Annotated in this window: 17 protein-coding genes; 12 read left to right on the forward strand and 5 right to left on the reverse strand. The window is 69.0% G+C overall.

Annotated features, from left to right (window positions below; translation table 11 throughout):
• The first annotated feature begins 1 nt into the window (after position 1).
• Complete coding sequence (gene paaI, locus ACLKOY_RS06355) at positions 2-385, forward strand: hydroxyphenylacetyl-CoA thioesterase PaaI (protein ID WP_436452897.1); 384 nt, start codon at positions 2-4, stop codon at positions 383-385.
• A 38-nt stretch (positions 386-423) separates the two neighbouring features.
• The gene (gene paaK, locus ACLKOY_RS06360; protein WP_436452898.1) at positions 424-1,719 is read left to right on the forward strand and encodes a phenylacetate--CoA ligase PaaK; all 1,296 of its coding nucleotides are present in this window, start codon (positions 424-426) and stop codon (positions 1,717-1,719) included.
• A 51-nt stretch (positions 1,720-1,770) separates the two neighbouring features.
• Here the strand turns inward: paaK and ACLKOY_RS06365 are convergent, their stop codons facing one another.
• The gene (locus tag ACLKOY_RS06365) at positions 1,771-3,891 is read right to left on the reverse strand and encodes a RecQ family ATP-dependent DNA helicase (protein ID WP_436452899.1); all 2,121 of its coding nucleotides are present in this window, start codon (positions 3,889-3,891) and stop codon (positions 1,771-1,773) included.
• A 115-nt stretch (positions 3,892-4,006) separates the two neighbouring features.
• Between ACLKOY_RS06365 and ACLKOY_RS06370 the strand changes: the two genes are divergently transcribed.
• The 8 genes from ACLKOY_RS06370 to ACLKOY_RS06405 all read left to right on the forward strand — a co-directional run bounded on the left by ACLKOY_RS06370 (position 4,007) and on the right by ACLKOY_RS06405 (position 10,664).
• Positions 4,007-4,426: a pilus assembly protein CpaE gene (locus ACLKOY_RS06370; protein WP_140036478.1), complete on the forward strand. Its 420-nt coding sequence runs from the start codon at positions 4,007-4,009 to the stop codon at positions 4,424-4,426.
• An 87-nt stretch (positions 4,427-4,513) separates the two neighbouring features.
• Positions 4,514-5,491, forward strand: a complete 978-nt coding sequence (paaA, locus tag ACLKOY_RS06375; RefSeq protein ID WP_436452900.1) for a 1,2-phenylacetyl-CoA epoxidase subunit PaaA — start codon at positions 4,514-4,516, stop codon at positions 5,489-5,491.
• The gene (gene paaB / locus ACLKOY_RS06380) at positions 5,491-5,796 is read left to right on the forward strand and encodes a 1,2-phenylacetyl-CoA epoxidase subunit PaaB (protein WP_056308954.1); all 306 of its coding nucleotides are present in this window, start codon (positions 5,491-5,493) and stop codon (positions 5,794-5,796) included. The genes paaA and paaB overlap by 1 nt, the downstream gene beginning before the upstream one ends.
• 5 nt (positions 5,797-5,801) lie before the next feature.
• On the forward strand, positions 5,802-6,611 hold the full coding sequence (gene paaC, locus ACLKOY_RS06385; protein ID WP_436454103.1) for a 1,2-phenylacetyl-CoA epoxidase subunit PaaC: 810 nt from the start codon (positions 5,802-5,804) through the stop codon (positions 6,609-6,611).
• Complete coding sequence (paaD, locus tag ACLKOY_RS06390; protein WP_436452901.1) at positions 6,608-7,099, forward strand: 1,2-phenylacetyl-CoA epoxidase subunit PaaD; 492 nt, start codon at positions 6,608-6,610, stop codon at positions 7,097-7,099. The genes paaC and paaD overlap by 4 nt, the downstream gene beginning before the upstream one ends.
• Positions 7,099-8,280 (forward strand): 1,2-phenylacetyl-CoA epoxidase subunit PaaE, encoded by a 1,182-nt coding sequence (gene paaE, locus ACLKOY_RS06395; RefSeq protein WP_436452902.1) that lies wholly within the window; start codon positions 7,099-7,101, stop codon positions 8,278-8,280. Before paaD ends, paaE begins: the two co-directional genes overlap by 1 nt.
• Before the next feature lie 10 nt (positions 8,281-8,290).
• The gene (locus ACLKOY_RS06400) at positions 8,291-9,061 is read left to right on the forward strand and encodes an enoyl-CoA hydratase/isomerase family protein (RefSeq protein ID WP_436452903.1); all 771 of its coding nucleotides are present in this window, start codon (positions 8,291-8,293) and stop codon (positions 9,059-9,061) included.
• A 79-nt stretch (positions 9,062-9,140) separates the two neighbouring features.
• Positions 9,141-10,664 carry an ATP-dependent DNA ligase gene (locus ACLKOY_RS06405; protein WP_436452904.1) on the forward strand — a complete coding sequence of 508 codons (1,524 nt, stop codon included), beginning with the start codon at positions 9,141-9,143 and terminating at the stop codon, positions 10,662-10,664.
• A gap of 7 nt (positions 10,665-10,671) precedes the next feature.
• On the opposite strand, the gene ACLKOY_RS06410 is transcribed toward ACLKOY_RS06405, so the two are convergent.
• Genes ACLKOY_RS06410 through ACLKOY_RS06425 form a run of 4 tightly spaced genes read right to left on the reverse strand, consistent with a single transcriptional unit; the run spans position 10,672 to position 14,671 of the window.
• Positions 10,672-11,181 (reverse strand): phosphoribosyltransferase, encoded by a 510-nt coding sequence (locus ACLKOY_RS06410; protein WP_436452905.1) that lies wholly within the window; start codon positions 11,179-11,181, stop codon positions 10,672-10,674.
• Positions 11,182-11,229: 48 nt separating this feature from the next.
• Positions 11,230-12,075, reverse strand: coding sequence for a transglutaminase family protein (locus ACLKOY_RS06415; RefSeq protein WP_436452907.1), 846 nt, complete (start codon positions 12,073-12,075; stop codon positions 11,230-11,232).
• On the reverse strand, positions 12,072-12,998 hold the full coding sequence (locus ACLKOY_RS06420) for an alpha-E domain-containing protein (protein ID WP_042539371.1): 927 nt from the start codon (positions 12,996-12,998) through the stop codon (positions 12,072-12,074). The genes ACLKOY_RS06415 and ACLKOY_RS06420 overlap by 4 nt, the downstream gene beginning before the upstream one ends.
• Positions 12,992-14,671 carry a circularly permuted type 2 ATP-grasp protein gene (locus ACLKOY_RS06425; protein WP_436452908.1) on the reverse strand — a complete coding sequence of 560 codons (1,680 nt, stop codon included), beginning with the start codon at positions 14,669-14,671 and terminating at the stop codon, positions 12,992-12,994. Before ACLKOY_RS06425 ends, ACLKOY_RS06420 begins: the two co-directional genes overlap by 7 nt.
• 203 nt (positions 14,672-14,874) lie before the next feature.
• On the opposite strand from ACLKOY_RS06425, the gene ACLKOY_RS06430 reads away from it, so the two are divergent.
• The gene (locus ACLKOY_RS06430) at positions 14,875-16,653 is read left to right on the forward strand and encodes a thiamine pyrophosphate-binding protein (protein WP_436452909.1); all 1,779 of its coding nucleotides are present in this window, start codon (positions 14,875-14,877) and stop codon (positions 16,651-16,653) included.
• A 27-nt stretch (positions 16,654-16,680) separates the two neighbouring features.
• Positions 16,681-17,535 (forward strand): PhzF family phenazine biosynthesis protein, encoded by an 855-nt coding sequence (locus ACLKOY_RS06435; RefSeq protein WP_436452910.1) that lies wholly within the window; start codon positions 16,681-16,683, stop codon positions 17,533-17,535.
• Positions 17,536-17,545 lie beyond the last annotated feature (10 nt).

Raw genomic sequence — 17,545 nt, forward strand, 5'->3', positions numbered from 1 at the left:
CATGATGCAGCGCGATGCCGCGTCGGCGATGCTCGGCATGACCGTCGAGCTCGATGAGCCCGGCGAGGCCGTGGTGTCGATGACGGTGCGTGACGACATGCTGAACGGCTTCGCGATCACGCACGGTGGCCTGGTGTTCACTCTCGCCGATACGGCCTTCGCGATCGCCTGCAATGAGGACGAGCGGGTCACGGTCGCTGGCGGCGCGGACATCACCTTCCTCAAATCCACGACCGCGGGGCAGCGACTGACAGCACACGCGGTTCGGCGGGTCGTCAGCGGTCGCAACGGCATCTATGACGTGACGGTCACCGACGAGTCGGGCGATGTCGTCGCCGAGGTGCGCGGCCGCTCGCTCACCACGAACCGACCGCAGAAGGGGTGAAGCGACTCATGCCCACCACCGCGACGAAGGAGTCGACGATGAACGAGGAACGCACCGAGATCGGTACCGAGATCGAGCTGCACTCCCCCGCTGCGCTGGCTCGATTGCAGCTGCAGCGCCTGCAGTGGACAGTGCGCCACGCCTACGAGAACGTGCCGACGTACCGTCGCAAGTTCGACGAGCACGGCGTGCATCCCGATGACATCCGCACTCTCGACGACGTGCAGAGGCTGCCGTTCACCACGAAGGCAGACCTGCGCGAGAGCTATCCGTTCGGCATGTTCGCCGTGCCCATGCCCGACGTGCGACGCATCCATGCGTCGTCGGGGACGACGGGGCGACCGACCGTCGTCGGGTACACGGAGGGAGACCTCGACCGCTGGGGCGACCTGGTCGCACGCTCGTTGTACGCGGCGGGCATCCGCGCGGGCATGAAGGTGCACAACGCCTACGGCTACGGACTCTTCACCGGTGGGCTCGGCGCCCACGCGGGCATCGAGCGGCTCGGAGCCACGGTGATCCCGGTCTCCGGTGGTCAGACCGCACGACAGGTGCAGCTGATCGCCGATTTCGAGCCGGATGCCATCCTCTGCACGCCGAGCTACCTGCTCACGATCGCCGATGCGATGGAGGCGGCAGGCATCGACCCCACGCGCACCTCGTTGCGGGTGGCAGTGCTCGGGGCCGAGCCGTGGACCAACGAGATGCGCCGCGAGATCGAGCAGCGACTGAACATCGACGCCGTCGACATCTACGGGCTCAGCGAGGTCATGGGGCCGGGCGTCGCCAGCGAGAGCGTGCTCACGAAAGACGGCCCCCACATCTGGGAAGACCACTTCCTCCCGGAGATCATCGACGGCGACAGCGGCGACCGTCTGCCGGACGGCGACCTGGGCGAACTGGTCTTCACCTCGCTCACCAAAGAGGCCTTCCCGGTGATCCGCTACCGCACACGGGACCTCACCCGTCTGCTGCCGGGAACGACGTATCCCGCCCTCCGGCGGATCGAGAAGATCACCGGGCGCAACGACGACATGATCATCCTGCGCGGTGTGAATCTCTTCCCCACCCAGATCGAGGAGCTCGTGATGGGCATCGAGACGCTGACGCCGCACTTCGTGCTGGAGCTGCACCGCGCCGCCCAGCTCGACACCATGACGGTGCGCATCGAGCGGCATCCCTCGCTGAGCGTCGAGGAGTGCGATGCCGCCGCTGCAGTGCTCACACATCGCATCAAGGTGCACATCGGCACCAGCGTCGACGTCAAGGTCGAGGAGCCGGGCACGCTGCCGCGCAGCGAGGGCAAGTACAAGAGGGTCTACGACCTGCGGTGACGCTCCGCCCCGGGGCCTCGGCGCGGGCCCCGGCGCGGGACCGCGGCGGCGTCAGCCGCGGAGCGCGAGGACGAACGGGAGCACGTCGGTGGCTCCCGCCTGGCGGAGTGTGCGCGCGGCGACGGTCAGAGTCCAGCGACTGTCGGCCAGGTCGTCGACGAGGAGCACGGGCCCCGCAGGTATGTCGAGGTGCTGAGCGCTGAAGCGATCCCATAGGCCCGCGAGACGGAAGACACTGTTGCCCCCGGGCTGACCGCTCGGGCCGCCGTTCACCAAATCGAGCGCGCCGAGATACGGCAGTCGTCCGATCTCGGCGATGCCTCGGGCGAGCGAATCGACGAGCAGCGGATGCGACCGTGAAGGCATCGCGACCACCGCGACGGGGCGTTCCGTCCACCCCCAGTCGGCGAGCACTCGCACGCAGCCGCCGAGCACCTGCGGAGTCACTGCGGCATCGGGCGCCCCCGCCGCGAAGAGCTCTCGCAGGGTGCCACCCCAGCCGAGGTCGGTCAGTCGAGCGAGAGCGCGCCCTTCTCCTGCCTGCTCCCCCGCCGGGATGCGCCCCTTGACGGGCACGTCGAGCTTGTCGGCGCCGGTCGGCCAGGCGCGGCGTGGTTCGACGGGGACTCCCACTCGGTCGAGAGACTCCGCGGCCTGAGTCGTCGCCGATTCGCCGATCTCGCTCTGGAACCAGATGCCGGCGCAGTTGTCGCATCTGCCGCAGGGCGCTGCGGTGTCATCGTCGAGCGAGCGCTGGAGGAACTCCATCCGGCATCCGTCGGTCTGCTCGTAGTCGATCATGTGCTGCTGCTCGGCTCGGCGCTCGCCCGCGATGCGCTCGTAGCGCTCGGCGTCGTAGGTCCAGGGCTCGCCCGTGGCGACCCACCCGCCCTGCACGCGCCGTACCGCACCGTCGACATCGAGCACCTTGAGCAGCAGCTCGAGCGGCGTACGACGGATGTCGACCATCGCCTCGAGCGCCGGCGTCGAGATCGGCTGATCACCGAGTGCGGCGATCACCCTCTCGGCGCGCTCGCGATCGGGCATCGAGGCGGTCGCGAAGTAGTGCCAGATGTCGCGATCTTCGACACCCGGCAGCAGCAGCACGTCTGCGCTCTCGCTCGCACGGCCGGCGCGGCCGACCTGCTGGTAGTACGCGACAGGTGACGATGGTGCGCCGAGATGCAGGACGAAACCGAGATCGGGTTTGTCGAAGCCCATGCCGAGTGCGCTCGTCGCGACGAGGGCCTTGACCTCGTTGCGCTTCAGCATCCCCTCTGACTCGGTGCGCTCGTCGGTGTCGGTCTGCCCCGTGTATGCGCGCACATCGTGGCCGTGGTCGCGCAGCAGCCGGGCGGTGTCAACCGCGGCGGCGACGGTGAGCGTGTAGATGATGCCCGAACCGGGCAGGTCGTCGATGTGGCTCAGCAGCCAGGCGAGCCGGCTCGCCGAGTTCGGCAGGCGCAGCACTCCGAGCCGCAGCGACGTGCGGGCGAGCGGCCCGCGGATCGTGAGCACCTCAGAGGCCCCGTCACCCGATGTGCCTCCCGTGCCGAGCTGTTCGGCGACGTCGGCCACGACCCGACTGTTGGCGGTCGCCGTGGTCGCGAGCACCGGAACTTCTGGCGGCATCTGCTCGATGAGGTCGCGCAGCCGCCGATAGTCGGGGCGGAAGTCGTGCCCCCAGTCGCTGATGCAGTGCGCCTCGTCGACCACCAGCATTCCGATCCGCCGGACGAGCGCCGGCAGCTGCTGCTCGCGGAAAGCCGGATTGTTGAGCCGCTCAGGTGAGACGAGCAGCACGTCGACCTCGTCTCGGTCGAGCTGCTCCATCACCTCCGTCCATTCGTGCGCGTTCGTGGAGTTGATCGCCACGGCTCGGACGCCGGCGCGCTCGGCGGCGGCGATCTGGTCGCGCATGAGGGCCAGCAGCGGCGAGACGAGCACGGTCGGCCCCGCTCCCTGCCGCCGCAGCAGCAGCGTCGCGACGAAGTACACCGCCGATTTCCCCCACCCCGTGCGCTGCACGACGAGCGCGCGGCGGCGCCCCTCGACCAGCGCCTCGATCGCCTCGTACTGACCGTCGTGGAAGTCGGCGTCTGAGCGGCCGACCAGCTCGCGCAGCGCCGAGAGCGCAGCGGAGCGGGTGTCGACAGAGGAGGGGGAAGTCATGTGTCCACTGTGCCTCATGCCACCGACGTCGGGCCCGAGGCCGCCGACACCGAGGGCATCGTCATCCACAGGGGGATCCGCGCCGCGACCCGACGACGTCGTCTAGCGTGGAGAGATGATCACCCGAGAGCTGGCCGTATCCCTGCGCGATGCCGGACTCGTGTGGCATCCCGCCGAGGGAGATCGCTTTCAACTCGATCTCCCGAACGACGTCGAACTCGAAGCCGAGGCCGACGTCTTCACGGTCAGCGAGATGACGATCGAGGCGCGCCAGACACCGAGCGGCACCGATCTCGCCTTCAACGGCACGACCGAGTGGGCGCTCGACGCCGTCACCCTGGCGGACGCCGTCTGGCTGCCGCGCGAAGACCAGCTGCGCGAGATGCTGCGCGGCACGTTCCGCGCACTGACCCGCCTTCCCGACGCCTTCGTGGTCGAGGTCGAGATCGCCGGAGAGACGCTGAGATTCGAGCATCCGGATCCCTCCGAGGCCTACGGTCGGGCCCTTCTCGACCTCGTCTCGCGCTCGCGCTGAGCGCCGCGTCTTGCGCGCAGCGAACCTCCGTGTCAGAATTACCTAACGACCGGTCAGTAAAGCCGATCGGATACCGAGGAGTCGATGATGACCAGCCCCGCAGACCTCTCCCTCGTCGATGGCGAGCTCTCCGATGAGGAGCGCCTGTTCGACGAGCTCATCGCGAACGAGCAGCGCATCGAGCCCCGCGACTGGATGCCCGACGCCTACCGCAAGACGCTGATCCGTCAGATCTCGCAGCACGCGCACTCGGAGATCATCGGCATGCAGCCCGAGGGCAACTGGATCACCCGGGCCCCGAGCCTCAAGCGCAAGGCGATCCTCATGGCCAAGGTGCAGGACGAGGCCGGCCATGGTCTCTACCTCTACTCGGCGGCGCAGACCCTCGGCATCACGCGTGACGAGATGATGGACCAGCTCATCAGCGGCAAGGCCAAATACTCGTCGATCTTCAACTACCCCACCCCCACCTGGGCCGACATGGGCGCGATCGGGTGGCTCGTCGACGGAGCCGCGATCTGCAACCAGGTGCCGCTCTGCCGCGCGTCGTACGGCCCCTACGGGCGCGCGATGGTTCGGGTGTGCAAAGAGGAGTCGTTCCACCAGCGCCAGGGGTTCGAGATCCTGCTCTCCCTGATGCAGGGCTCCGACGAGCAGAAGCAGATGGCACAGGATGCCGTGAACCGCTGGTACTGGCCGAGCCTGGCGATGTTCGGACCGCCGGATGACCAGTCTCCGAACTCCGCTCAGTCGATGAAGTGGAAGATCAAGCGCTTCACCAACGACGAGCTGCGCCAGCGCTTCGTCGGGATGCTGGTGCCGCAGGCCGAGATCCTGGGCGTCACGCTGCCCGATCCTGATCTGCGCTTCGATGACGAGACAGGCCAGTACGTGATCGGCGAGATCGACTGGGACGAGTTCTTCGAGGTGCTGCGCGGCAACGGCCCCTGCAACGCTGAGCGTCTCGAACGCCGCCGCACGGCGCACGAGGAAGGCGCGTGGGTGCGCGAGGCCGCGGCCGAGTACGCCCGCAAGCAGACTCTCAAGACGAAGGCCGTGGCGTGATGGCGACGCCCGGTGCCGACGAACGCGAGCCCTGGCCTCTCTGGGAGGTCTTCGTCCGCGCGAATCGCGGACTGAGCCACGTGCACGTCGGGTCCCTGCACGCTCCGGATGCCGACATGGCGATCCGCAATGCCCGCGACCTCTACACGCGCCGCGGCGAGGGCGTGTCGATCTGGGCCGTGCCCGCCGATGCGATCACCACGAGCGACCCTGACGCGAAGGGCGCCTACTTCGAGAGCCCCGCGGGCAAGAACTACCGGCATGCCGTCTACTACACGGCCTCCGAGGGGGTGCCGCACCTGTGAACGACATCCACGGAGACGTCTCGGTCGACGAGCTGCGCCTGAGCGACGAGCTCACCGGCGCGGGGGCGACCGCGGCATCCGCCGACATCGCCGAATACGCACTGTGGTTGGGCGATGACGCCCTGATCCTCTCTCAGCAGCTCGGCGAGTGGATCGCGCGCGCGCCCGAGCTCGAAGAGGATGTCGCTCTGGGCAACATCGCCCTCGATCTGCTCGGCCATGCCCGCTCATTCCTGCACTTCGCCGGCTCTTTCGACGGACGCTCCGAAGACGACCTCGCATACTTCCGCGACGAGCCCGAGTTCCGCAGCGCCTGGATCGTCGAGCAGCCCAACGGCGACTTCGCGCAGACGATCGCGCGGCAGTTGGTTGTGTCGACGTACATGTTCGAGCTGTACTCGGCACTGCGGGCGAGCACGGACGAGACGTTCGCGGCGATCGCCGAGAAGTCCCTCAAAGAGGTCGACTACCACCGCGACCACGCGGTGCAGTGGGTGCTGCGCCTCGCCGGAGGCACCGACGAATCACGGCAGCGGATCATCCGCGCGCTCGGCGACGTGTGGCCTTATGTCGACGAGCTCTTCCGCGATGAGCCGCTGATCGATCGGCTCGGCGATGCCGCTGTGCGCCCGTCCACGCTTCGCGGCGGTTTCGATTCGGTCGTAGACACCGTGTTCGCAGAGGCCGACCTTGAGACACCCACCGTCGCTGCATCCTCGGCAGGAGGGCGTCGAGGCGCGCATGCGACGCCGATGGGTCATCTGCTCGCCGAGATGCAGGTGCTCGCGCGGCGGCATCCGGGGGCATCCTGGTGACCGACTCCCTGCAGACAGACGCGTGGCGGATCGCGGCTGCCGTCGCGGATCCGGAGGTCCCGGTGCTCACGATCGAGGATCTCGGCGTCCTCCGATCCGTGGTGGTCGACGGTGAGAACGTGCGGGTCGACATCACTCCCACGTACAGCGGATGCCCCGCGATGGACACGATCCGCGACGACGTCATCCTGGCGCTCACCGCTGCCGGGTACGCGCAGGTCGACGTGCGCCTCGTGCTCTCCCCCGCCTGGACGACGGACTGGATGTCGGATGCCGGCAAGCAGAAGCTGTCGCAGTACGGCATCGCGCCTCCGAGCGGACGTTCTGCGCTGTCGTCCGGCCCGATCCGCCTGGCGATCAGCGTGCGTTGCCCGCGGTGCGGGTCGCTCGACACCCGCGAGGTCTCGCGCTTCGGTTCCACCTCGTGCAAGGCCCTGTTCGAATGTCGCGCGTGCCTCGAACCCTTCGACCACTTCAAGGTGCATTGATGTCGCTGTTCGCCCCATCCGGTGCCGTCTCACCGGCATCCGTCCGTCCGTCCTCCGCATCGAGCACGAAGAAGCGCGCCCGCTTCCATACCCTCATGGTCGAAGAGGTGCGGCCGCTCACCGACGACTCCGTCGAGGTGACCTTCACGGTTCCCGCCGAGCTCGCCGACGACTACGATCACCTGCCGGGCCAGTACGTCGCGCTGCGCACCACCCTCGAGGGCACCGAGGTGCGCCGGTCGTATTCGCTGTGCCGCGCGCCCGAGCATCGCACGGCGGAGCAGATCGCGGCGGGCATGCCCACCCGGCTCAGCGTCGCCGTGAAGCGCGACGAGGGCGGCCTCTTCTCGACCTGGGCGCAGACCGGGCTGCACGCCGGGTTCGAGATCGATGTGATGAGCCCGCAGGGCACGTTCACCTCCGGGCTCGACGATCTGGATCAGCGCCACGTCGTCGGCATCGCCGCGGGCTCGGGCATCACGCCGCTGATGGCTCTCGCCCACACCGTGCTGACGCGATCCGACACCTCGCGCTTCACTCTGCTCTACACGAACCGCTCGACGCTCGACGTGATGTTCCTCGAAGATCTCGCTGACCTGAAAGACCGCTATCCGACGCGAGTGACACTGCACCACGTGCTCTCACGTGAGCAGCGCACGGCTCCCGTGCTGTCGGGACGCATCGACGAGGAGAAGCTGCGCACGATCCTCGCGATGCTCATCGACCCGACCGACGTCGACGAGTGGTTCCTCTGCGGTCCGCTCTCGCTCGTCGATCTGTGCCGCGAGGTGCTCGCCGACGTCGGCGTGCCCCGCGAGCACATCCGGTTCGAGCTCTTCACCACCGGCGACGAACCTGTGCGCGCCCCACGCCCTGTCGAGGTGGGGGCGGGCGCGAAGACGATCCGCATCGAGGTGAACCTCGACGGTGTCTCGTCGACCGTCGAGAGCCCTGTCGATGCTCACGAGTCGGTGCTGAACGCGGCTCTGCGGGTGCGGCCCGACGCCCCGTTCGCGTGCGCCGGCGGCGTGTGCGGCACCTGCCGTGCCAGGGTCATCGAGGGCAGCGTGACGATGACCGAGAACTATGCGCTCGAGCCCGACGAACTCGAACGCGGCTATGTGCTGACCTGCCAGTCGCACCCGACGAGCGACCGCGTCGTGGTCGACTACGACGTCTGAGGAGCATCCGATGATCGATCTCACCATGGCCGACGACGTCGCGACGATAGTCCTGAACGCGCCGGCCAAGCTGAACTCGCTCGACGAGCAGGCGCTGCGCGATCTGGGCCGTGCATACGACGAGGCCGATGCGGCGGGCGTGCGCGCGCTCGTGCTCCGGGGCGAGGGCCGTGCGTTCTGCGCCGGTCGTGACATCTCGGCCGTGGATCCTCGCGACGACGACGTGATGGGCTACCTCGGCGGGCTCGTGACTCCTCTGCTGCAGCGGATGGCACGTTTTCCCGCTCCGTCGTTCGCGGTCGCCCACGGTGCGTGCCTGGGCGTCGGACTCGGACTGCTGATCGCCACGGACGTCGTCTATGTCGCGGAGTCGGCGAAGGTCGGCTCGCCGTTCGCGGCGCTGGGCGCCACGCTCGACTCAGGCGGGCACGCCCTGTTCGTCGAGCGCCTCGGCGCGCACAAGACGCTCGACCTCATCTACACGGGGCGTCTGATGAGCGGCGCCGAAGCCGTGGCCTCGGGTCTCTTCTCGCGCGTGCTCCCCGACGACGAGGTGCTGCAGACGACGACGGATGCCGCCGCGACCGCCGCCCGTGGTGCCACCGCCGCGTTCCTGGCGAGCAAGCAGCTCGTCACGCGGATCCGCGACGAGCGGCTGGCACTGTGGGACTCGATCGACCTCGAGAACGCCGCTCAGGCCGCGCTGTGCGACACCGACGACTACCGCGAGGGCTTCGCCGCATTCCAGCAGAAGCGGAAGCCTGAGTTCCGCGGGCGCTGAGTCCTCGCCGTTCTACTGTGGCTGCGAGCGTGAAGGCAAGGGCGTCGCCGATGTCGGATGCCGGTGCCAGACTGCATCCATGTTGCTCTCGGAGCTCGTCTCCACCACTGAAGAGGTCACCGCCACCGCATCGCGCCTCGCCAAGATCGATGCACTCTCGCGGTTGCTCGCGCGCGCGGACGCCGACGACGTCCCCACCCTCGTCGGGCTGCTCCTCGCGACACCGCGTCAGGGACGCCTGGGTGTGGGCTGGCGCGGGATCTCCGCCCTCGAGGTGACGCACACCGACGAGCCGTCGCTGACGATCAGTGACGTCGACGCGGCGTTCGAGGCTCTGTCCAGCGCGTCGGGCTCGGGGTCTGCAGCCGCCCGCACCGATCTGCTCTCCGCTCTCGCCAGCCGCGCCACGGCCGCCGAATGGGATTTCCTGTCGCGCGCGATGCTCGGCGAATTGCGCACCGGTGCGCTCGGCGGCGTGCTGCTCGACGCGATCGCTCGCGCCTCTGATCGCCCTGCGGCATCCGTGCGACGAGCAGCGATGCTGTCCGGCGACCTGGGTGACACGGCGGTCATCGCCCTCACAGGCACGGCGGCCGAACTCGACGCGGTCGGCCTCGTGGTCGGCCGTGCCGTGCTGCCGATGCTCGCGTCGACCGCAGCCACGCCGACTGCGGCCCTCGCGGTCACGGGCACGGCATCCGTCGAGTACAAGCTCGACGGTGCGCGCATCCAGGTGCACCGCAGCGGCGACGACGTGAGCGTGTACACCCGCAGCCTGGCCGACATCACGCACCGCGTGCCCGAGATCGTCGAGATCGTGCGACGTCTTCCGGCCCACGACCTGATCCTCGACGGCGAGACCCTGTCGCTCGATGAGGACGGCGGCCCCCGGCCGTTCCAGGAGACGATGTCACGGTTCGGCGCCGACGTGTCGCGCGAGCTCGTGCTGCGCCCCTGGTTCTTCGACGTACTGCACGTCGACGGCCGCGATCTGCTCGACGAGCCGCTCGCGATCCGCCTGGCGGAGCTCCAACGCGTCGCCGGCGAGTGGCGCATGCCGGGCATCGTGACCGACGATCCCGCAGCCGCCGAGCAGCTGTCACGTGACGCATTGAGTGCCGGGCACGAGGGTGTGCTCGTCAAGGGAATCGACGCTCCTTACTCGGCAGGGCGTCGCGGCAAGTCCTGGGTCAAGGTCAAGCCCGTGCTCACCTACGATCTGGTGGTGCTCGCAGCCGAGTGGGGCTCGGGCCGACGACAGGGGTGGCTGTCGAACCTCCATCTCGGCGCACTCGATCCGAGCGGAGAGTTCGGCGAGCCGGGTGGACTCGTGATGGTCGGCAAGACGTTCAAGGGTCTGACCGACGAGCTGCTGCGCTGGCAGACCGAGCAATTCCCGGAGTTCGAAACGCGGCGCACGCAGTCGACGGTGTTCCTGCGCCCGGAGTTCGTGGTCGAGATCGCGATCGACGGCGTCCAGCGCTCTCCGCGCTACCCCGGGGGCATCGCGCTGCGCTTCGCACGCGTCAAGGCCTACCGCCCAGACAAGACCGTCGCAGACGCCGACACGATCCAGACTCTGCGCTCACTGCAGCGCGGCTGAGCGGGCGTCAGGCCGACGGCGCGAGCCCGAGATCCTCTTCACGCACCGTGCCCTGGAACGACCACGGGAAGTTGATCCACAGATCGGTGTCCTTCCACGCGTAGTCGGGCTGGATGATGGTCGACGGCTTGGTGTAGATCGTGACCGACCGCACGTCTGCGCCTTTGTCCTCGAGCAGCTGCACCGCGAGTGCGAGCGTGCGGCCCGAGTCGGCGACGTCGTCGACGAGCAGTACGCGACGACCGTCGAGATAGGCCATGTCGAGCTCGGGCGGCAGAACCTCCGGGGCATCGAGCACGGTGCCGATGCCGGTGTAGAACTCGACATTGATCGCGCCGCAGTTCTTGGCACCGAGACCGTAGGCGATGGCACCTGCGGGCAGCAGACCGCCGCGGGCGATGGCCACCACCACCTCGGGCACGAAGCCGCTCTCGAGGATGCTGCGCGCGAGATCTCGCGTCGCGGATCCGAAGCCGTCCCAGGTGAGCGTCTCGCGCTCGATCGATGCATCCGTCATCGTCTCATTCTTCCCCACCGCCGCTCGTCGTCCGGCCATGTCGTCGCCTCAGCCGAGGCGCGTGATCTCGACGGAGACGAACAGCTCCGACGCACTCGGCCCGGCGTACACGCCGCGGAGCGGAGCGACATCGGCGTAGTCGCGGCCATGGCCGACGTAGACGTGGGATTCGCCGATGTCGACGAGGTTGGTGGGGTCGTAACCGCGCCACTCACCGGAGTACCACTCGACCCAGGCATGCGATTCCCCCGTCACCGGCTGCCCGATCGCGGCCGTCGGATCGGGGTGCAGGTACCCCGACACGTAACGCGCCGGGATCCCCGCTGCGCGCAGCACACCGAGAGCCACGTGAGCGATGTCCTGACAGACCCCGGATCGCGCAGGCCAGGCGTCGCGCGCCGTCGAGCTCACCCCCGTGACGCCGCTGCGGTATTCCATGGCCTCCCCGACCGCGCGGCAGATATCGAGGGCTGTCTCGTCCACTCCGCCGCCCTCCGCTTCGAAGTGCAGGGCGAGATCGCGCATCTCGTCATCCGGAGCGGTGGCAGGGGTCTGCGCAACGCATTCGGCCAGCGCGAGCGACTGCGGGATCCGGGCTTCCAGTTCATCCCAGTCGATCCCGGCGGTCGCCGTCGGCAGCGGTCTGACGTCGACCACGCTCGTCGCCGTGACCGAGAGCATCTGGTGCGGGGTCAGCAGCTCGAACGTCGAGACCCGCGTGTCCCAATAGTCGGAGTACGAATGCTGGGTCGCGGTCGGCGAGATGTCGAGCGTCGCCTGCAGCACGAACTGGCCCTCGCGGGAGTGCGGCAGCATGCGCGCCTCGTTGTACGACGCCGTCGCCGGCTGCTCGTAGCGGAAACCCGTGCGGTGCACGATCTGGAGGCGGCTCACAGTGCTTCTCCGATCCACACCGGCATCGCGATCGACGGGAAATACCGCTCCCTGATCGCGTCACTCGCGACCGACATCCCCACCTGGACCTCCTCCATGCTCTCCGACAGCCGGTGCACGGTGTCACCGATCGGTCGGTACTCCAGCTCCGACCGCATGCGACCGAGCACGCGATGAGCCCGGTCGGGCACCCCGAACGCACCGGCCGGATCGATGCCGCGCAGGCACTCCTCGGCCTGCAGGATGCTCGAGAGCACCGACCGGGGGAACAGGCGGTCGATCAGGAGGAACTCCACCGCGGACGCGCCTGTCGGCACCGCTCGGTGGCTGCGCAGATGGGCTTCGTATGCACCGCAGCTGCGCAGCAGCGTCGTCCAGCTCGGACCACCGGCCTCGGTCAGCGATCGCGTCGCCAACAGACGCGCGGTCATGTCGGCGCGCTCGATCGACCGGCCGAGAACGAAGAAGTGCCATGCCTCATCACGGCTCGTCGAGGAGTCGACGACGCCGAACGCCAGCGCCGAGCGGTCGCGCACCCATCGGAAGAACGGATGCGTCTTGTCCGAGGCGATGCGACGGGGCATCCGGGCGTTCGACTCGTTGAGCGTCTCCCACAGATCCGTCGAGATGATCTCCCGCGCACGGCGCGCGTTCTCCCTGGCGGAGGCGATCGAGTGGGCGATCGACGCGGAGTGCTCGCGGTCGAGCGCGAGAAGCCGCACCACGTCGTCACGACTCAGCACGGTGTCGGCATCCGCCGTCGTCCCCATCACCGAGAGCAGTGCACGGCAGGCCGTGTCCTCCTCGACCCACGGGTCTTCGAGCAGCAGCTGCAGGTGCACGTCGAGGATGCGCGCGGTGCCGTCGGCCCGCTCGACGTAGCGGCCGATCCAGAAGAGCGCCTCGGCGATGCGGCTCAGCATCCTGCGCCTCCCTGCTGTTGTTGCTGTTGCTGTTGCTGGTGGTGCCGCAGCTCGAGGTCCTCGTCCTGCGGCGACGAGAGAAAGGGAGGGTGCGGCTCCTCGCGCGCCGGTGCGACCACGGCGATCGCCCCGGTGGCGAGCGACACCTCGTCCGCCGCGGCGTCCGGGTCGCCCTCCACGGTCGTCGTCGGCCCGGTGAACAGCGACGGATCCAGCACCCAGGTGTCCTTCGAGCCGCCACCCTGGCTGGAGTTCACGACGAGCTGCCCCTCGGGCAGAGCGACCCTGGTGAGACCGCCGGGCAGCACCCAGATGTCATGCCCGTCGTTCACGGCGAAAGGACGCAGGTCGACGTGCCGCGGGCGGAATCCGTCTTCCACGAGCGTCGGAATCGTCGACAGCTGCACGACCGGCTGGGCGATCCAGCCTCGTGGATCGGCCCGCAACGACGTGCGCAGCTCGTCCAGCGTCTTGCGCGACGCATCGGGTCCGACGACCAGCCCCTTTCCCCCCGAGCCGTCGACCGGCTTCACCACCAGCTCGTCGAGCCTGTCGAGCACCTCCTCGAGCGCACCCGGATCCTCGAGCCGCCAGGTGTCGACGTTCGGGATCACGGGCTCCTCACCCAGGTAGTAGCGGATCAGGTCGGGGACATACGTGTAGACCAGCTTGTCGTCGGCCACGCCGTTGCCCACGGCGTTCGCGAGCGTGACGTTGCCGAGGCGGGCAGCGAGCATCAGCCCGGGGGCGCCCAGCACGGAATCGGGACGGAAGTGCTGCGGATCGAGGAACTCGTCGTCGACCCGCCGGTAGATCACATCCACCCGCGTGGGGCCGGCGGTCGTGTGCATCCACACCCGCCCACCCGAGCAGAACAGGTCGCGCCCCTCGACGAGCTCGATGCCCATCATGCGCGCGAGCAAGGTGTGCTCGTAATAGGCTGAGTTGTGGACGCCGGGGGTCAGCACCACGACCGTCGGGTCGTCGACGCCGTCTGGAGCCGCAGCGCGCAGCGCTTGTAGCAGGCGGCCCGGGTAGTCGACGACCGGGCGAACCCGCAGACTCGTGAACAGCTCAGGAAGCGTCTGCGCCATCACACGCCGATTCGCCAGCACGTAGCTCACGCCGCTCGGCACGCGCACGTTGTCTTCGAGCACGCGCCAGGCTCCGAGCTCGTCGCGGATGACGTCGATGCCGGCGACGTGGATGCGCACCCCGTTCGCTCCGACGATCCCGGCCGCCTGACGATGGAAGTGCGCCGACGAACTGATCAGCGACGCGGGGATCACGCCGTCCTGCACCGCGAGCTGCGGCCCGTAGACATCGGCGAGGAAAGCCTCGAGAGCCCGCACGCGCTGCTTCACACCCGACTCGACGTAGCGCCAGTCATCGGCGGCGACCACACGAGGGACCACATCGAGCGGGAACGGACGCTCCTCCCCCGCGAAATCGAACGTGACACCCTGTGCGAGATACGAGCTGGCGAGGGCGTCGGTGCGCGCTCTCAGCTCTGCGTCATCCATGGCCGCGAGCGCCGGGTACATGTCCTGATAGGGCAGGCGCACACCCTCACCGCCGGGCGGCGCGTCTGCGGGGAACATCTCGTCCCACGGTGCGGCGCCGGCCCGCTGCGGCGACCGTCGCGAGGTGTATCCGTCGAACAGTGACTCCATGGCCGCATGTTTCCTCGTCGCCGTTTCGGCGGTGTTACGCGCGCAAGTCGGCGCCGCGTCGGCGTGGGCGCGATAAGATCGACCGTCCGGCGCTCTCTGCCGCCGGTGCCTGAAAAAGAGGCACGAAGCTCCCCACGATGACGCGGGGGCGAGACACATACGGAATACGAATGTTCTCCGTCCCTGTCTCGAAAGGCTCTCGCATGCCCTCCGTCTCCGCGCACGTCGCACTCACTCTCGCCCAGCACATCGACGCCGTCTTCGGCGTGATGGGCAACGGCAACGCCTACTTCCTCGACGCGATCGAGACCCAGACGGATGCCGTCTTCACGGCCGTCCGTCACGAGCAGGGCGCGGTGGTCGCCGCCGATGCGCACTTCCGGGCATCCGGGCGGATCGCCGCGGGCACCTCGACCTACGGCGCAGGCTTCACCAACACCCTCACGGCCCTGGCAGAAGCTGTCCAAGCGCACGTGCCGCTCGTGCTCGTGGTGGGCGACGAGCCGACCTCCGGCCCTCGCCCGTGGGACGTCGACCAGATCGCGCTGGCCTCGGCCGTCGGCGCCCGCACCTATACCGTCGGGCACGCGGATGCCGCGGCGACCACCGTGATCGCGATCGAGCACGCCCTGACCTACCGCGTGCCCGTCGTGCTCGCCATCCCGTATGACGTGGCGTCGCTCGAGGCCGGTCCGGTGCCCGAGGCGCCGGCGCCCCGCATCCCCGCGCCGCTCGCTCCGCGCGGCGAGTTCGCCGAGGGCACGCTCGACGAGATCGCCGAGGCCCTGAGCGGCGCTTCCCGCCCGTTCCTGCTCGCCGGCCGTGGTGCCTGGCTGGCCGGTGCGGGAGCCGCGCTGGGCGAGTTGGCAGCTCTGACCGGCGCACTCACCGCGTCGTCCGCTCTGGGCCGCGGTGTCTTCCCCGAGACCCGGTACGACCTCGGTGTCACGGGGGGCTTCGGAGCAGACGGCGCCATGGAGCTCGTGCGCACGGCCGACGTCGCCGTCGTCTTCGGCGCCTCGCTGAACCAGTTCACGATGCGGTTCGGTGAGCTCTTCGCTCCCGGCACCAGGGTCTTCCAGATCGACATCGCCCCGGCGGCCACGCACCCGCACGTCGGCGGCTTCGTTCGTGCCGATGCGCGAGTCGCGGCAGAGGCGCTGGTCGCCCGGGTCCGCTCGCTCGGATCGGCTCTCGCCCCCGCCTCCGCTCCCCCCTCCGCTTCCGCTTCCGGGCACGGCTTCGGAGCTGAGGCCCACCACGCCGAGACGCCGTCGGTCGCGCACGGCGTGACGCACCCGGCATCCGAAGCCATGCCCGGGCAGCCATGGCGCGAGACCGTCGACGTCGCAGGCGCCCGCGCGTACGACGCGGGCGACGACCTCGCACCCGACGGTCGACTCGATCCCCGTTCGGCCGCACGCCGTATCGCCGAGCTGCTACCGGCCGACCGTGTGGTCGTCTCTGACGGCGGTCATTTCATCGGCTGGGCGAACATGTACTGGCCGGTCGAGGCACCCGACCGGATGATGATGGTCGGCACCGCGTTCCAGTCGATCGGACAGGGCTGGCCGAGTGTCGTCGGTGCGGCCCTCGCCCGCCGCGATTCGACGGTCGTCCTCACCTCGGGTGACGGTGGCGGGCTCATGGCGATCGCCGACCTCGAGTCCGCGGTCCGAGCGGCAGCGGGCCGCGGCATCGCCGTGATCTGGAACGACGCCGCCTACGGCGCCGAGGTCAACCTCTACGGACTGAAGGGCCTCGCCGAAGGACCGATGCTCATTCCCGAGGTCGATTTCGCGGCTTTCGGCGCGGCGGTCGGCGCTGAGGGCGTCGTCGTCAGGACCCTCGCCGATCTCGATCGGCTCGGCACCTGGGCCCAGGAGGATGCCGCGAGTCGGCGATTCCTGCTTCTGGATCTGCGCATCTCGGGCGACGTCATCGCGCCGTACCAGCAGGAGATCATCCGCGTGAATTCCTGACGGTGCGCGATCGCTAGGCTTCTCGTCATGACGGATGATCCCGGTGTCCTGAGATACAGCGCCTTCGCAGCCAGCCCAGACGGCGGCAACCCCGCAGGTGTCGTGCTCGACGCCGGCGGATTGACCGACGAGCGGATGCAGCGCATCGCCGCCGACGTCGGATTCTCAGAGACCGCCTTCCTCGTCGGTCGCACGGACGACGCCGGTGTGCCGCGATATCGGGCACGCTACTTCTCTCCTGCAGCGGAGGTGCCGTTCTGCGGTCACGCGACCGTGGCGACGGCCGTCGCCCTCGCCGAACGAGACGGCCCCGGCGAGGGCGTGTTCGACACGAACGCGGGTGCGGTGGCGCTGCGGTCGGTCGTAGAGGAGAACGGTGAGGTGACTGTGTCGTTCACCAGCGTCGAACCGCAGGTGCGCGACATCGATCCCGAGGTGCTCGAACACCTGCTCGGATCGCTCGGCCTCGCCGGGTCGGATCTCGACGCGCGCTTCCCGGCGAAAGAGGCGTTCGCCGGGAACTGGCACCCGGTCCTGGTCGTCGACGACCGCGAGCTGTTCGACCAGTTCCGCTTCTCGCCCACCGAGGTCGCCGCACTCATGCGCGAGAACGGCTGGCTCGGCACCGTGACCGTGCTGCACTCCGTCGGCCCAGCCGACTTCGACGCTCGCAACCTCTTCCCCGTCGGCCGCATCACCGAAGACCCGGCGACCGGCTCGGCCGCAGCATCCACCGGGGCGTACCTGCGCGCGCTCGACCACCCGGAGACGGCCGTGCGCATCCACCAGGGCGCGCACGTCCGGCGACCGAGCCTGCTCACGGTCACGATCCCACCCACCGGCGGGATCGAGGTCTCGGGCGGTGCGACGCTGATCGACTGACGCGAGCAGC

The organism is Microbacterium sp. K2 (genome assembly GCF_051365005.1).
Lineage (GTDB): Bacteria > Actinomycetota > Actinomycetes > Actinomycetales > Microbacteriaceae > Microbacterium > Microbacterium foliorum_B.